General features: G+C 36.8%; 21 protein-coding genes and 1 pseudogene. 2 read left to right on the forward strand and 20 right to left on the reverse strand.

Annotated elements, in window-relative coordinates; genetic code table 11:
* Window positions 1-284: 284 nt before the first annotated feature.
* Window positions 285-482: a hypothetical protein gene (locus G7Y57_RS13785; protein ID WP_165025246.1), complete on the forward strand. Its 198-nt coding sequence runs from the start codon at window positions 285-287 to the stop codon at window positions 480-482.
* On the opposite strand, the gene G7Y57_RS13790 is transcribed toward G7Y57_RS13785, so the two are convergent.
* The 18 genes from G7Y57_RS13790 to G7Y57_RS13875 all read right to left on the reverse strand — a co-directional run bounded on the left by G7Y57_RS13790 (window position 483) and on the right by G7Y57_RS13875 (window position 10578).
* Window positions 483-920: a hypothetical protein gene (locus G7Y57_RS13790; protein WP_165025249.1), complete on the reverse strand. Its 438-nt coding sequence runs from the start codon at window positions 918-920 to the stop codon at window positions 483-485. It abuts the gene before it with no gap.
* A 117-nt stretch (window positions 921-1037) separates the two neighbouring features.
* Entirely contained in the window at window positions 1038-1286 is a 249-nt protein-coding gene (locus G7Y57_RS13795; protein WP_165025252.1) for a hypothetical protein, read from the reverse strand.
* A 150-nt stretch (window positions 1287-1436) separates the two neighbouring features.
* Entirely contained in the window at window positions 1437-1754 is a 318-nt protein-coding gene (locus G7Y57_RS13800) for a hypothetical protein (protein WP_165025255.1), read from the reverse strand.
* Window positions 1726-2724, reverse strand: a complete 999-nt coding sequence (locus G7Y57_RS13805) for a reverse transcriptase/maturase family protein (protein ID WP_165025258.1) — start codon at window positions 2722-2724, stop codon at window positions 1726-1728. Before G7Y57_RS13805 ends, G7Y57_RS13800 begins: the two co-directional genes overlap by 29 nt.
* 207 nt (window positions 2725-2931) lie before the next feature.
* Complete coding sequence (locus G7Y57_RS13810) at window positions 2932-3327, reverse strand: hypothetical protein (RefSeq protein ID WP_165025261.1); 396 nt, start codon at window positions 3325-3327, stop codon at window positions 2932-2934.
* A gap of 19 nt (window positions 3328-3346) precedes the next feature.
* Complete coding sequence (locus G7Y57_RS13815; RefSeq protein ID WP_165025264.1) at window positions 3347-3838, reverse strand: hypothetical protein; 492 nt, start codon at window positions 3836-3838, stop codon at window positions 3347-3349.
* On the reverse strand, window positions 3835-4194 hold the full coding sequence (locus tag G7Y57_RS13820; protein WP_165025266.1) for a hypothetical protein: 360 nt from the start codon (window positions 4192-4194) through the stop codon (window positions 3835-3837). Before G7Y57_RS13820 ends, G7Y57_RS13815 begins: the two co-directional genes overlap by 4 nt.
* On the reverse strand, window positions 4191-4493 hold the full coding sequence (locus G7Y57_RS17900; RefSeq protein WP_221412137.1) for a helix-turn-helix domain-containing protein: 303 nt from the start codon (window positions 4491-4493) through the stop codon (window positions 4191-4193). The genes G7Y57_RS13820 and G7Y57_RS17900 overlap by 4 nt, the downstream gene beginning before the upstream one ends.
* A gap of 11 nt (window positions 4494-4504) precedes the next feature.
* Complete coding sequence (locus tag G7Y57_RS13830) at window positions 4505-4951, reverse strand: DUF4494 domain-containing protein (RefSeq protein WP_165025269.1); 447 nt, start codon at window positions 4949-4951, stop codon at window positions 4505-4507.
* A gap of 19 nt (window positions 4952-4970) precedes the next feature.
* Window positions 4971-5168 (reverse strand): hypothetical protein, encoded by a 198-nt coding sequence (locus G7Y57_RS13835; protein ID WP_165025243.1) that lies wholly within the window; start codon window positions 5166-5168, stop codon window positions 4971-4973.
* Window positions 5125-5643 carry a host-nuclease inhibitor Gam family protein gene (locus tag G7Y57_RS13840; RefSeq protein WP_165025272.1) on the reverse strand — a complete coding sequence of 173 codons (519 nt, stop codon included), beginning with the start codon at window positions 5641-5643 and terminating at the stop codon, window positions 5125-5127. Before G7Y57_RS13840 ends, G7Y57_RS13835 begins: the two co-directional genes overlap by 44 nt.
* Before the next feature lie 13 nt (window positions 5644-5656).
* Window positions 5657-5848 carry a hypothetical protein gene (locus G7Y57_RS13845; RefSeq protein ID WP_165025274.1) on the reverse strand — a complete coding sequence of 64 codons (192 nt, stop codon included), beginning with the start codon at window positions 5846-5848 and terminating at the stop codon, window positions 5657-5659.
* Window positions 5845-6306 carry a hypothetical protein gene (locus tag G7Y57_RS13850; protein ID WP_165025278.1) on the reverse strand — a complete coding sequence of 154 codons (462 nt, stop codon included), beginning with the start codon at window positions 6304-6306 and terminating at the stop codon, window positions 5845-5847. Before G7Y57_RS13850 ends, G7Y57_RS13845 begins: the two co-directional genes overlap by 4 nt.
* Window positions 6307-6318: 12 nt before the next feature.
* Window positions 6319-6954 carry a hypothetical protein gene (locus G7Y57_RS13855; RefSeq protein WP_165025281.1) on the reverse strand — a complete coding sequence of 212 codons (636 nt, stop codon included), beginning with the start codon at window positions 6952-6954 and terminating at the stop codon, window positions 6319-6321.
* A gap of 9 nt (window positions 6955-6963) precedes the next feature.
* Window positions 6964-7857: an AAA family ATPase gene (locus G7Y57_RS13860; RefSeq protein WP_165025284.1), complete on the reverse strand. Its 894-nt coding sequence runs from the start codon at window positions 7855-7857 to the stop codon at window positions 6964-6966.
* Between the two features lie 20 nt (window positions 7858-7877).
* Window positions 7878-9932, reverse strand: a complete 2055-nt coding sequence (locus tag G7Y57_RS13865) for a hypothetical protein (protein ID WP_165025287.1) — start codon at window positions 9930-9932, stop codon at window positions 7878-7880.
* An 87-nt stretch (window positions 9933-10019) separates the two neighbouring features.
* Entirely contained in the window at window positions 10020-10403 is a 384-nt protein-coding gene (locus tag G7Y57_RS13870) for a hypothetical protein (protein WP_165025290.1), read from the reverse strand.
* Between the two features lie 4 nt (window positions 10404-10407).
* Window positions 10408-10578 carry a hypothetical protein gene (locus tag G7Y57_RS13875; RefSeq protein ID WP_165025293.1) on the reverse strand — a complete coding sequence of 57 codons (171 nt, stop codon included), beginning with the start codon at window positions 10576-10578 and terminating at the stop codon, window positions 10408-10410.
* Window positions 10579-10891: 313 nt separating this feature from the next.
* Between G7Y57_RS13875 and G7Y57_RS13880 the strand changes: the two genes are divergently transcribed.
* Window positions 10892-11551: an XRE family transcriptional regulator gene (locus G7Y57_RS13880; RefSeq protein WP_165025295.1), complete on the forward strand. Its 660-nt coding sequence runs from the start codon at window positions 10892-10894 to the stop codon at window positions 11549-11551.
* A gap of 513 nt (window positions 11552-12064) precedes the next feature.
* On the opposite strand, the pseudogene G7Y57_RS13885 reads toward G7Y57_RS13880, so the two are convergent.
* Together G7Y57_RS13885 and G7Y57_RS13890 are read right to left on the reverse strand one after the other, a co-directional pair.
* Window positions 12065-12517, reverse strand: a pseudogene (locus G7Y57_RS13885) (GNAT family N-acetyltransferase); the annotation flags it as partial.
* Between the two features lie 154 nt (window positions 12518-12671).
* Window positions 12672-12833 carry a hypothetical protein gene (locus G7Y57_RS13890; RefSeq protein WP_165025298.1) on the reverse strand — a complete coding sequence of 54 codons (162 nt, stop codon included), beginning with the start codon at window positions 12831-12833 and terminating at the stop codon, window positions 12672-12674.
* Window positions 12834-13129 lie beyond the last annotated feature (296 nt).

Here is a 13129-nt window from a genome sequence, read left to right on the forward strand (position 1 = left end):
GAGTTAAAGAAACTAAAAAAATGTTACAACCTGATGAAGAATAAATATCTTTAGCCAATCTCATCCGAGACACTTAGTGGTATACTTTTCAATTACTAAGTGGACTACTTTTCAATTATATTATACAGGAATGCGACACTCAAGTAGATATGTACCTATTTTATGAAACCTTTTCAGATACTTATTTAGAGAGTGCAAACCAAGACCAAGCACTTGTATACCTAGAAAGCTTAACGCGCTTACACGCCTTGTTTCATGGCAAAAAGGGCAATAATTACAGCGGTATGCGCCGTGTATATATGGCACGTGAGGAAAGTGGAGGGTCAGGCAATTTATACCGTATTTCATTTCAATGTATTGTCACTGATTATTCGGCTCAACATCTGTTTATTGAGAGTCAAGACCCATACAGAGAATTAGAAATAGAAAAAGGCGAACGCCCCCCGATTGAGGAAACGCCGCCTATATTTGATGTGTTATAATTATTTTGATTTGCTTATCTCATTTTCGATAGCTTTTTTTCGTGCTTTACGTTCTTTTATGCTCCAATAATAACTTGTAATTGTTCTATATTCAGTGAGTAATTGTTTATAATTGGGGGCATCAGAACCAAGTCTGAAATCTATTAATTTCCACGAATCAGATATTTCTTTCATTATCTCGTCGTTGTATAGATCAATATTGTTAGATAAAAGATTAAGATTTTGCTCTAAATTTGTGTAGGATGCAGTTAATTCATTTATCAATTGAATATTTTTCTTTTTATCCTTTGTGTATATTGTTGTCACCAGCTTATTTTTCTGATTTTTATCTAACCTATATACATCTATGGTCTGATCACCAATTGTAACACTTCTTACTATTTGGGCGGCTGATATAATGGGAATCAGAAAAAATAATAATAACAGATAATTTCTCATATTCTTTAACTTTTCATCAAAGAAACTAAAAGCCTTACGGAAATGCAAGGCTTTTGATTTAAATTCTGTTTAATAAACAAAAAAGGCGAACGTTTCCGCTCGCCTTTCTATCTTAGTTTAAAACGCTAGCATCATTTGGGCTTTTTGTGCCGCTTCTTTTGCTGCTTTGTTATTATCCAACTTTTTGAGTTCCGCATGAGCCGGCATTTCTAAATAACGATAAAATGTTCTAATTGAAATGAAATACTCCGCTTCGATCTCATTGTAAAAAATCTGTTTTTGCGAATCTCCTCTTTTTTGTCCTTTGCGGACGATGTCTTGAATTTCAATTACTTTCAAATATAAGTTACGTTTGTTGTATGCCATATCCGGAAAAAGTTTTTATCTTTGTGATACCACCCACAAAGCCTTGGACGTTCTTCGGAATATTTGAGGCTTATTCTTTTCCCAACATTAATAGGATAAACTCCTTAATCTTTCTATTTGCCATTTCAATTTTCATTTTTATTATTTTTATTAAGTGAAGTAAAAAGTCTTTCCACTTCCTGCGCCGAACTTTTGTTGTTTGATTGTGGTTTTAAATGGAAAATCAGTTTTTGGAATTTTATCTAAAGCCTCTTTAATCGGTGTAGCATTGGTGAAGAACTTACAATCTATTCCATTCTGTTTGATTTTTACCACATACCGACCATCGCCGTGCCTTGTCTTTACTCCCGATTCATAGTCAATAACTTCTATTTCAAAATTTATTACATCTGTTATTGATATCGAAGGGACAGGGAATATGTTTTTATCATTAAGGGTATTAATCCCAAAGTCGGAGAAGTTCTTCATTTTTAATTATGGTTTTAATAAGGTTTTTAGAATTGCAATGCTTTGCCCATCCTTTCCAAGAACATACTTGTTTCATGTATTCTTTTGCCTCTACATTCCTCTTATTTAGCTTTGCTACGCGTCTGCAAAAGTTTTTCTTAATCGTTTTTCTCAACAGAATATGAGAGTGGTAAAAGACATAACCAACAAAATCAATACCTCGTGTTTCAACAGGGAAAATCTGATAATTACTCTTAAGTTCGAGGTTTAACTTGCTTGTTAGATAATTTCTGATTTCAGATAATAGTTCGTGTAAATTCTCTTTACTATCATTTAGGATAACTATGTCGTCTGCATATCTGTAATAGTATTTTACGCGCTTTTCTTCTTTCATCCAATGATCAAAATATGAGAGGTATAGATTTGCAAGGAACTGAGAAAGATAATTACCAATAGGAACGCCGGGGGCTGAATCAATTATACCATCTAACAAGCTAAGAAGCTTTACATCCTTTATTTTCTTTCGGACAATGGCTTTCAATATCTCATGATCAATAGATGGGTAAAACTTTCTGACATCCATTTTTAAGCAATACCGAGTAGCCTCCTTGTCTCTTAAATCACGCTTGAGGTCTTTTAAAGCCTTATGTATGCCTCTGCCTTTGATGCAAGAGTATGTGTGTGATATTAGTGTCGATGTCCATATATACTCCAACACATTCATAATAGCATGATGTACTACTCTGTCACGAAAGGGCAAACGGTAAATAATCCGTTCTTTTGGGTCGTAAATTGTAAATATTTCATATTCGGACGTTTTATAAGTTTCTTCGATTAATTCCTTTTGAATTTGCAGAATATTCTCACTTAGATTCTTTTCAAAGTGCAATACACCATAAGAGTTGCGTTTTCCTTGTCTCGCTTTCCTATAAGCTAGGTAAAGATTGTCGAGATCAGATACTTTGTTGTATAAATTTCCTGTTCGTTTCATGCCTTTGCTTTCTTCTCAGCGTTTTCGGTTTCCCTACCAACACCTTCTAAATTGTTATTTTTCACCTAGGGGTGAGGTTTCTGCCTTTGTTATATTATAAGCATAGTCGAGAACTGGACGCTGCGTTCGCATTCGTATTATCGTAATTCGAATAGTTGAAGGTGAAAGCTGCAGCAGAGCAATCTCAAAGGCAAACAACCTATATTTTTATCCTATTTGAATCGCTTTCCAAATATCAGGGAACGTTTCGGCGATATAATCAGAGGACGCTTCCGATAAAACTCGAAGGCGAGAACCGGACGCCGCGTGCGCAGACGTACGATCGCAATTCGAAGAGTAGAAGGCGAAAGCCGCAGCAGACATAAGAAACCAAGGAGTCCATTTTCGTTGGTTATAATCATCCCAATCAATCTCGCCAAGCCCATTTTCACGCTCTATCTTTCTAGCTGCTTCTACAATAACAATAGCATTGTATTCTGCCTCACGATTCTCTCTTAAATCTTCCGGGTAGACAGAGAAGTCTACTTTTGGGCGACTTGTTTCGCTAAATGCTGCCTCTAACGTTGGGATTCTTTCTTGTAATTGTTCTTTTAAATTTTTCATTGTTGTATTATTTAATAGTTTATAACTCTAACATTTTACGAACTTTATCCTTGAATTGCACACCATAGTGTTTTGCCAAGTCGCTATTTTTAAGCGAAAGGCGAGAACCGGACGCCGCGCTCGCAGCCGTAAAATCGTAAGCCGAATAGCGGAAGGCGAAAGCCGCAGCAGAGCCGTTGGTTATAAACCAAGGATAGTAGCGAGCTTTATCGCTATTGTAGATATCCATTTTCTCACCTTCATTAAGAGCCTCTACAATGATTACATTGTCGTACACTTCTTTAAAATATGGTCTAAGGTCTTCCGGGACATCATTGAAAGCAGGGGTATGTGGACGACCTGTTTCCCTAAATACATCATCCATTGTATTCACACGATCGCAAACAGATTGAGAAAAGAAATCTTTTCCTAAAGTAGATTCCAAAATTGTTTGTATCTCTTTTGAACCTGTTTTATAAAGTTCCCTTGCTTCTTTTGTGGCTAATTGTAATGTTACTTTTTCTGTTTTCATTTTTGTAATTCTTTATTTTTGTTGCATACATAACTATAAATTTCCTCCCAAGTAGGCAACCCTCCCACCTGTCTATCGTCAACATATAAATGAGCATATACTTTACGCGAATTAGTGTTATATTTCGCAAGATTACCGGGCTCATGCTCATTTATACGATCGAAAGGAATACCACGCGATAAGAGCCAATTAATAGCCTCTGTTAGCTTATCACCGCATCGGCATGTCCATATTATTAAATAGTGACCATCATTACTTAGTTTCTGCATATAATCAATGGCATAAGGCGCTGGGCTTCCTATATTCGGAAACTCACCAGTGTGGAGAGTTCCGTCAAAATCTACTGCTATAATCATAATTCTCTTAAAATCAATTTTTTCATTTCTTCGGTAGGCTGAACATCTCCTTTTTCGTAACGATGCAAAGCTTGGCGAGTAACAATATTGTCCATTTTATTAGCTAGATCTTGCAGTGAAAAGCCTCTTATTTTTCTAAGGAATTTCATCTTAGATTTGAAGTCTAGTAATTTTTCTGCTTCAAAAATAACAGTGTCAACCTCTTCATTTATTAGCTCTGTCATTTGGTTGACAGAAACCTCTCCCATAACGACCTTTCTTAATAACTCTCTCATATAAACCTCTTTTATTCGTCCCATATCATTTTTAATTAATCTTTAATTTCATCTGGTGCATGATATGGAAAAACATCCATTATTGGTGTTTCTAATAAAGCGGTGATAGTATAATCAGCAAGTGTGCCGTCCATACCTTTTTCAACAACAGACAAAGCCTCTTTAATACCCGATGCTTGTGCTAACATTTGCACACCTGTTTTTTTCTCGGTACCACTTTTTTCATCAAGTGTGATGAAAGAAACTTTTGCTTTGAAAAAACGATCACCAGCATCATTAAAAAACAATTCGCTCAACTTCATTCGGCGAATAGAATCAATAGAAAACTCACCTGTTATGTACGGTCTAAGTTCTCCTGTTGCTCTCGCTTCGGCTTCTGTATGAGATAGAGCATCTACTAAGTATGGCTCTGTTACTTTCTTTTGCATGCCATTTTCAAGCATTTTATCATAACTAACTTTTACTTCAAACCAATTGTGCATAATTTTAAATTTTAGAATGTTATTTATTATTCGTTTCTAACTCTTTATTTAATTCGTCCGCCTTTTCCTGTGCCTCACTTCTTGTTCTGAATGATTCGACCTTTCGACCTTGAGAATTATAGACGGCATAACTATTCGACCGTCGTTCGACTGTATAAACTACATCTGCCATATTAAGCCGTCTCCTCAGTTTTTCGTTCAATGTAGAATGTTTCATCTTGCACAACCTCAATACCAACATCCGCCAATTTTTCGGCAACTCCTTTTTTTTCACGATCGGCAAGAAGTTTGTCTTTTGCCGGTTCCACAACCTTACGCACATAAGACGGCATTAGCTTTTCCAATAGTTTGGTAACCGATGGCCAAGTAAAGCCCTTTAATGTTTTTAACTTCGGGGTTCCTGTGCGAAATCCATAAATGCCATGCACCGTTTCTATGCTCTTTTTCTTTGGAAATAAGGTATCTTTATTCTCGGTTGCATACACTTGTATTGTTTCAAATGCTTTGCTTTTGTCCGCTTCCAACTGAGTAAGATCATCCGCATACTTTTCGCGTATTTTGGTAAACTGTACGTCCATATCTGCATTTATTTTCACAATGCGAGCGTCGGATGTTGCAAAGTCTGCAAATGCTTGCTCTGCTTGTTCCGGTGTTACACCGGTGATAACTTGTTTTTTCTCTCTTTTTGCCATAACTGATTGTTTATTAAATTATATGATCTGTTTTGCCATGTGTCACAACCGGTCGTTCGCCGTTCATTTGTGCCAACTTTATTTTTAGTGCATTGTATCTGCCAACTACTACTTTCCAACTACTCATACCGAGGGAATCAGATAACATAAACTCATGCCATTCTATTTGCGCCTCTACTTCTGTTATTGTCAATTCCTTTTTCATACTTCACCCTCTGCTACTTTTTTGAGTACCGACGATACCCACGCATCAGCCTCGTTATTTTCAAATGCTTTAATTACTGCTATTAGCTTATGTTCCGGGGCATTGTTCAACTGCTGAACGCCACATGCTCGGCACGCTATCTTTTTGGCTTGCTCCTTGTCGCACTTATACCCAGCATACTTGCAAAAATGATAAATGAGGGAGAACAACTTTTTGCGCTGGGCGTCGTTACGATCGACCGTTGTTTTGGCCTCTTTTTTCATTGCGTCTAGCATGGAGAAATAATCGGAGCGGCTCATATAGTACAACTCGTTTAGACTTTGCGTTTTTTCGTCTGAATATTTGCGCACCCATGCCGCCTTTATGTTCTCCTTGTAAGCATCGTTATAATTGGCCGTCTTTTTCAGTCGACCCCAAAAGGTACCGTGAGAAACTTTATTTTGTGATTTTGTTGTCATATCATCAATGTTTTAATTATTATCGCCCCAAAAAATTATGCTCTTTTCTTCGTCTATTACTAATGCCCCGCCACGAGAATGCCGACTGGTTATAAATGCTGTTAATCCTTTTGTATGAAGTATAACTTTTGCTATTTTCTTAGCCATTCGGGCTAGTGCTCCATCCGGTTCTTTTCTTTCTTCATGAGCAATCAGAATAAATAATTTATCCGGGAATGCATCAATTAGATTTTTCTTTAAGTGCGAGGGTTTTATTTCATCTACATACATTGTTAAATTGTCGATAATAACAACCCCCGCTCGTTTTTTTGTCCCCTCACCAAGTTCATATATAATATCTTCCATTGGCAAGTACTCATCCCATTGCACTTTGACAGATCGTGTTACACCCGCGCGACGCATACCGTCTTTAAAACTTTCGTCGGTACCTTCCTCGGCAGATATATACCATACTTTCTCATTAATTGCCAAATCCTTTGTTAATATCCCAGCTAACCACGTTTTCCCGTTCTTTTCGAGGCCGTATAATATCCAACATCCTTTTCTTTCGGCTGGGCCGATAGCTTCTCGTAATACCGGGTTAGTTAATTTTAAAAGGCGTTTTGGCTTTTTGTCAAATAGGTTTTGTGTTGATAAACTCCGCGCCATTATGCCTCCTTAATTATCATGTAATAGTAAAAGAGCATCAGCACGTCTCAAACCGGTTGTTCGGCCGTTAATTTTCACCATACATTTTTTTACTAATCCATTAAGTTTTGATTTGTTTTTTAGGTTCGGTTCTAAAACATCACGGATAAGTTTGTCATAAAATGCTTGTTGCTGTTGTTCGTCTTTAGGTACCGCACTACTATAATTTTCCGACATGCGGGAAAACATTTCGGCGAAATAGTCTCGGTCGTTTGTTACTCCTTTTTCCATTTTCTCACGGGCGGCGTTTCCTCCTATGAGATACCATGCACACATGCCCTCGGTTCCGTTCCAATATTCTTGTACAAGTCCGAACGCGTCCTTATCCAACGCACCCCATTCGTCAACAACTACAACCGGATTTTCTAAGGCGTTCAAATAATATTTTGTAGTGTCTTTTATATCGTCGAATGTTCCTTTGATTGGAACCCCAACAACGCGAGCCAAAGCCTTTATAAATGCATTTTTCTTTTTACATTGAGTTCCATCAACATAAAAAATATTCTTTTCAGTTTTCGCCATATATTTGGCGGTTGTGGTTTTACCGATTCCGGCATTATCCACAAACATCCGGCTTATAGAATGTTCTTTGCAGAATAAAATTTCCTCTTTAATTATATCGAAAACGTCCGTTTGAACTATTTTTAGTGTGCGTTTTTTATTGACTACTTGAAACGAACGTCCAAGCATCAAATATTTGGCATCACTCAGCAATCCGTCACGTTCTCCTTTTTTCAACCGGCTATAAACGGCCGGGTTAATATCCATTGACAAAGCAAATGCACGGTCGTTGCCTCCAAAATTCACACGTTGCGCAAAAAGGGCATCTAAAACCTTTTGTCTATATCCGTCATTTAGTTCCATAATCTATAATTGTTAAATTGTTAATATCTATCTTTTAAAGAGCGTTTAAATGAAGTTTGAGTAACGTTTAAAACAAGGTCGCTTTCCTCGGTTATGTCCTCCAATACCTTGGCTCGTTCGTTTATGATTGTCGTCGGTTGATACAAACCGGGCATAACAAATGAATTGCCAATTGTAACCGGGCGATTATCTATAATTGTTACATTATCTAGTTGCTTTTTTTGTCCGCGTCCGAATGCTTCAATAGTCGAAACATATTTGCTCATTAACTCGCGGTTTATCATGTCCTCGTCGGTTTGTTCTATGCGGGCTTTGTTGTAGCGTGGTTTTTCGACGGCCTCACAAATAAACTGATTTCCAATATAAATATGAGCCTTTAACACGTTACCGAAATTGTCATCAAGCCAGTAAATATCCACATCTCGGTTTTCGCATTGCTCCATAATATTTACAAGGCGATTGCCAACGGCAATAACGCCATCCATACCAAGTAAAAATTCAGTATTACGAAAACGGATAATTCCGGCATGTACCGACGTTGCTGTTTTTTCTCCGAGATATGGCAATATGCCGTGATAGTTGATAGGGCGAGTATTTGGGTTTTGCATAGCAATAAATACATCCCAACGGCTCATGCCTTTTATTTTCGAGTGCTCCGAATTATTCCATGTTTCAATGTCGCGCAAACAACCCGCAACAATCTCATCGTATGGTATTATGGTTTTTTCTCCGGGTCCTGCTTGGTTTGCTTCACTTAGCGCGAACGGGCGGGCCAGCCAACCGGTGCGTTTCTTTTCATACTTGTATCTTAGAGGCCTGTAATATTGCTCTATACGTTTTCCGCGCGCGTTATTTGCTTCTATGCGCACATACTGAAACATATTACCCTCTTTTAAGAAAGTATCTTTGAAACTCGCGTTAAGGTTTGACTCGCCCTCCAGTTCCGCCGGGAGATTAAGCCCCCATTGTGCATAATTGCGTACCATTTGTCTATAAAACTCTGTGATAATACCTGCCTTTGATTTCCCATACACCCAGCAAGTAAAAGCTTCACTCCCTAGATCAATACCATTATAAAACCACATGCGAGTTTGTGGGGCATACTCAAATACCGGTTGACGGTCATCAATAGATATAATAGAACCGGCAAATTCGGGTTGATTGAGTGAGTGATAAGGCTTGAACCTCGCCATATACTTTTGACGGTCACCGCTTCTTTTCGCGTGTGTACCTATCTCGTTACTCCATTTTGTTAAGTAGTTGCGTATGGTACCCTCGCTTATATCCTTAAATTCTTTAGGGTTGTAAAGTTCGCCGGTTGCATTGTTTATTATTTCAACATAGCCATCAAGAAAACCGCCATATAATCCGGCCACCTCGGCTACCGTTGGTTTTGTATCCATACCCGAAAACACATTATTAAGTAATTGTTCGGTTGTATCAAATACTTTGCGTGCGTTGGCATTTTTATGTTTTTTCGATATAATTTCTGAATAACCGTTCTTTTTATATTTTCCGTAAAGTTTGCGGAGGTATTGCTCATTCTCTGGGAGAGAGTGACCCGATTCAAGTTTGAAACGATTCGATTCATTTGTAATTATACTCCAAATGTCACGAACCCCATGTCCCATTTCTTTACGTAATTTATAGCGCATACCATAGATTCGATCGATAGTGTTAAGAGTAGAGGCATTAAGTGTATATTCAGAAACCTTGTTATTATCTAGGCTTGTGTCGTCGGAAAAGCGGAACATAGAATAAAAATCAAATGCCGCCATATCCCGAACATAATTTTTTTCGAATAATGTTTGTTGAATTAACTTTGGCGGATTGCCCCACATTCTCACTATTGCTTCTTGCCATTTTGATGGCAAAGTATCAAATTGAACAAGCATCGGTGTATTTATTGCTGTAACTCGCAATCTTATAACTTGCTCGCGATCAACTTTCATTTGAAGACCTCGCTCACCAATCAAACATAAACTTTCAGAATGTGCATTTTTGCCACTAAAAATAGCGCGACCTTGTACGCCTAACTTTCCGTTGCAATATTCGTAAGGATTATATTTTTGCATATACTATCGTTCTTTTCTTTTGCTCCCGTGCCGGACTCGAACCGGCATGTTTGCCTATCGGGTTAGTCATTATAATAACCTATACTGTTATGATATGTACTCTCTCCAAAGGTCTAGGAACTGAATGCCTGAATAGTCAGAGATATCGCTTTCGTGGTAAGCAAAACGAGAACCGGACGCCGCGGACGCATCCGTAGAACCGTAATACGAATAGCGGAAGGCGAAAGCCGCAGCAGAGCCGTTGGTTCTGAAGTAAGGATAATAGCGAGGCTCTCTGTTGTGGATGTCAATCTCTTTGCCTTCATTTAATGCTTTAGTGATAGATTCTAGCATACGACCTACAATCTCTTTTCGTGTGAATCCCAATCTTGTTAACTCCTCTTCATTGAGCGGCTGAGTTTTGTTATACACACATGAGTCTTCGTACGTCTTAATTTGATCTGTGATGTTCTTTACTTTTTTAGTTGCCATAATTTTACTTTTTTTGAATGTTACTATATACTGTGTCTTTAACCATGCAATCCGATTGAGCTTGTCTGTCTTCTATTAGGTTCGTTTGCTCCAAGTGTGAAGCCAAAGCAAAAAGAGCCAGCATTATTATCATTGCGATGATTGCTTTAACCTTTTCATTGAGTTTTATTTTCATAGGGTTACTTTTGTTTCGCGATTAATAATTTCCAGCATATCAATTGCATCTGTTAGAATTTTAGCCGCAAGTACAGAGTTGCGTGCCCTATCTCCTACTAATATTTTAGTCACGTAATCCGCTGAACAATTATGTTTGCGAGCAATTGTGGCTATTTTTAAATCGCGTAGTTCATTCGTTGTAAACTTTTTTGTCTGCATTTTCTCTACATATTTATTTAGTTATACATATCTTTGTCATAGTTACAGCAACAAATATATATCTTATTTCAATATAAAAGAAATAAAATATATCTAATTTTAATAATTAAATTATGTCAAAAGGTATTGGCTTGAGAATAAAGGAGTTGAGAGAGGTTAATAAACTGACTCAAACTGAATTTTCTGAAAGAATTGGTATAAAACAGGCTAATTTATCACATATTGAAAATAAAGGAGAGAAAATATCAGTTGATATCATTAGTCGAATTATATCTAATTTCAATATCAATATTGAGTGGTTGTTTACTGGAAAGGGTGTGATGTCAAAAACGAACATTGATAATTCGTCACAAACATTAAGAAATAAAGAGATTGCTAATGAAGAAACACGCCCTCGCATCCCAATGGACGCGGCGGCTGGGTCATTAACGGTTTCCTCCGATGGTATAACTATGAATAATTGCGAGCAACTCCCGGTTATTCGCGCTTTTCCTCGATACGATTTTACAATATTTGCACGGGGTGAGAGTATGGACCCGGAATACCATTCCGGTGATGAGCTTGCATGTATTTATATAAGAAATACAAGTTTTATCCAATGGGGCCGTATTCACGTAATAGACACGGCACAAGGTATATTGGTAAAACGCATATTTGATGGTGGGGATTCTATTATATGTAAATCTGACAATTTAGACTATCCCGACTTTCGTATTCACAAATCAGAGTTTTATAATGTAGCACTTGTTATTGGTATGATTAGGCGCTATTGAGTGTTCACACACGTTTTATACATCTATATCCGTATTTATATTTCATATTTGACTAGTAATAAGACATATAGTTGCTATTCGGCAAATACAAATCATGTTGTAAAGGGTATGTTTTAGTATATATAATTATATGTATTCGTTATTTTGTAATAGCTATATATATGTTTTGCGGTTACTTTTTAATATTGTTTTGTTCGTCCGTTGTTCGCCCGTTAGTTCGCCCGCTATGTTTTTGTTGTGTTTTTCTATTTTTAATGGCACTGCCTACAATATTCGTTATTACGAACCTTATCTCATGTGTAGAACACCCTCTATTGTCTTTATTTAAACGGTATTTAAACTGCATTTAAGAATTGATTCGAAATAAAAAAGAGGCTCAAATATGGCCTCTAAATAATGCACCCGCGATGCACCCGTTATTATAGTATAATAGTTTTCGTTTTGCGGCGCGTTCGGGTTGTATTTACACTGCTTTCCTTTCTACATAAAGGGTTCACGCTTGTTTATCGGTCCTCTATCTATTGTATATCTCGTTTGGGGGGTCTTAATAAAATAGTTGAATTCACGAGTTACTTCGAAACCGATGTTTTTATAAACAGAAATAGCCTTCGTATTGTGTTGTAAAACTTCCAAAAGATATTGTTCAATGTTCCTTTCTCTCAAATAAGGAATGGAATATTCAAAAATTTTGGTAGCTAACCCCTTCCCCCTATAATTCTTTAATGTTCCTGTTCCTGTATCGTAAGCTGTTAAGATTCCGTTGAAATATCCTGTTCCATTAAGAGTAAAAGCTGCTATTTCATTTCGGTCAAATGCAGCAAATGATATATCAGGATCAAAGCCTCGTCGTTTCAACATGATTTGAAGTTGCTCTTTGTCCAGTTGAATTTCATAATCGGCAAATGCCTGACTGAAAGCCTGAAATATTGTATCAAAGTTTATTTTACTAAGGGATTTAATTTCCATTTATTAATCGTTTTTTATAAAGCTAATAAATTTCTCAAAATCCTCAAAAAATAGTTCAAGACTTTGGTGCGATATTCCACAAAAAATATAATCCTCAAACAGAAAATGTTCGAGGATTTTTATTAGTCATTAATTTAGTAATTTGTCTTAACCTTTACTTATTATGTCCGGGGGCATAATGCTTAGCAGACTGACTTCCCGTAATTTTTTTTGCTTGTCCTGGAGGAATTCCGTTTTTATTGGTATGTACTGTTTTACATGATGACATAAACAATAATCCAATAAGCAGAGATACGAATAATACTAATCTTATCATGACATTTTTGTATTGGTAATAGAAAGTGTAACATAGTTTGAGTCGTATTTGTTCTGCCTATTTAGAATTATTGCACTAATAGTATAAGAAGGTTATTTAAAGCAGGTATGGTAAAGCCAACATTTTTTTGAATTCTTCCATACAGGAGTTTGAGGTTTGATATCAATTATTGTTTACAACTGTAATATATAATACTCTCTTTCTACATCAAAGATAAAGTCAGCGAAATTAATCACTTTCTCAAAATTCTCAATATATATGCTTTGTATTTTAAATTAATTGGTCGATTAACTTTC

Source organism: Dysgonomonas sp. ZJ279 (genome assembly GCF_011039205.1).
In the GTDB taxonomy this organism is placed as follows: Bacteria; Bacteroidota; Bacteroidia; order Bacteroidales; family Dysgonomonadaceae; genus Dysgonomonas.

Excerpts from the sequence above, each read along its gene's own strand:
- G7Y57_RS13785 (WP_165025246.1), top strand. The coding sequence starts at position 285 with ATGCGCCGTGTATATATGGCACGTGAGGAAAGTGGAGGGTCAGGCAAT.
- G7Y57_RS13790 (WP_165025249.1), bottom strand. The coding sequence starts at position 920 with ATGAGAAATTATCTGTTATTATTATTTTTTCTGATTCCCATTATATCA.
- G7Y57_RS13795 (WP_165025252.1), bottom strand. The coding sequence starts at position 1,286 with ATGGCATACAACAAACGTAACTTATATTTGAAAGTAATTGAAATTCAA.
- G7Y57_RS13800 (WP_165025255.1), bottom strand. The coding sequence starts at position 1,754 with ATGAAGAACTTCTCCGACTTTGGGATTAATACCCTTAATGATAAAAAC.
- G7Y57_RS13805 (WP_165025258.1), bottom strand. The coding sequence starts at position 2,724 with ATGAAACGAACAGGAAATTTATACAACAAAGTATCTGATCTCGACAAT.
- G7Y57_RS13810 (WP_165025261.1), bottom strand. The coding sequence starts at position 3,327 with ATGAAAAATTTAAAAGAACAATTACAAGAAAGAATCCCAACGTTAGAG.
- G7Y57_RS13815 (WP_165025264.1), bottom strand. The coding sequence starts at position 3,838 with ATGAAAACAGAAAAAGTAACATTACAATTAGCCACAAAAGAAGCAAGG.
- G7Y57_RS13820 (WP_165025266.1), bottom strand. The coding sequence starts at position 4,194 with ATGATTATAGCAGTAGATTTTGACGGAACTCTCCACACTGGTGAGTTT.
- G7Y57_RS17900 (WP_221412137.1), bottom strand. The coding sequence starts at position 4,493 with ATGGGACGAATAAAAGAGGTTTATATGAGAGAGTTATTAAGAAAGGTC.
- G7Y57_RS13830 (WP_165025269.1), bottom strand. The coding sequence starts at position 4,951 with ATGCACAATTGGTTTGAAGTAAAAGTTAGTTATGATAAAATGCTTGAA.
- G7Y57_RS13835 (WP_165025243.1), bottom strand. The coding sequence starts at position 5,168 with ATGAAACATTCTACATTGAACGAAAAACTGAGGAGACGGCTTAATATG.
- G7Y57_RS13840 (WP_165025272.1), bottom strand. The coding sequence starts at position 5,643 with ATGGCAAAAAGAGAGAAAAAACAAGTTATCACCGGTGTAACACCGGAA.
- G7Y57_RS13845 (WP_165025274.1), bottom strand. The coding sequence starts at position 5,848 with ATGAAAAAGGAATTGACAATAACAGAAGTAGAGGCGCAAATAGAATGG.
- G7Y57_RS13850 (WP_165025278.1), bottom strand. The coding sequence starts at position 6,306 with ATGACAACAAAATCACAAAATAAAGTTTCTCACGGTACCTTTTGGGGT.
- G7Y57_RS13855 (WP_165025281.1), bottom strand. The coding sequence starts at position 6,954 with ATGGCGCGGAGTTTATCAACACAAAACCTATTTGACAAAAAGCCAAAA.
- G7Y57_RS13860 (WP_165025284.1), bottom strand. The coding sequence starts at position 7,857 with ATGGAACTAAATGACGGATATAGACAAAAGGTTTTAGATGCCCTTTTT.
- G7Y57_RS13865 (WP_165025287.1), bottom strand. The coding sequence starts at position 9,932 with ATGCAAAAATATAATCCTTACGAATATTGCAACGGAAAGTTAGGCGTA.
- G7Y57_RS13870 (WP_165025290.1), bottom strand. The coding sequence starts at position 10,403 with ATGGCAACTAAAAAAGTAAAGAACATCACAGATCAAATTAAGACGTAC.
- G7Y57_RS13875 (WP_165025293.1), bottom strand. The coding sequence starts at position 10,578 with ATGAAAATAAAACTCAATGAAAAGGTTAAAGCAATCATCGCAATGATA.
- G7Y57_RS13880 (WP_165025295.1), top strand. The coding sequence starts at position 10,892 with ATGTCAAAAGGTATTGGCTTGAGAATAAAGGAGTTGAGAGAGGTTAAT.
- G7Y57_RS13890 (WP_165025298.1), bottom strand. The coding sequence starts at position 12,833 with ATGATAAGATTAGTATTATTCGTATCTCTGCTTATTGGATTATTGTTT.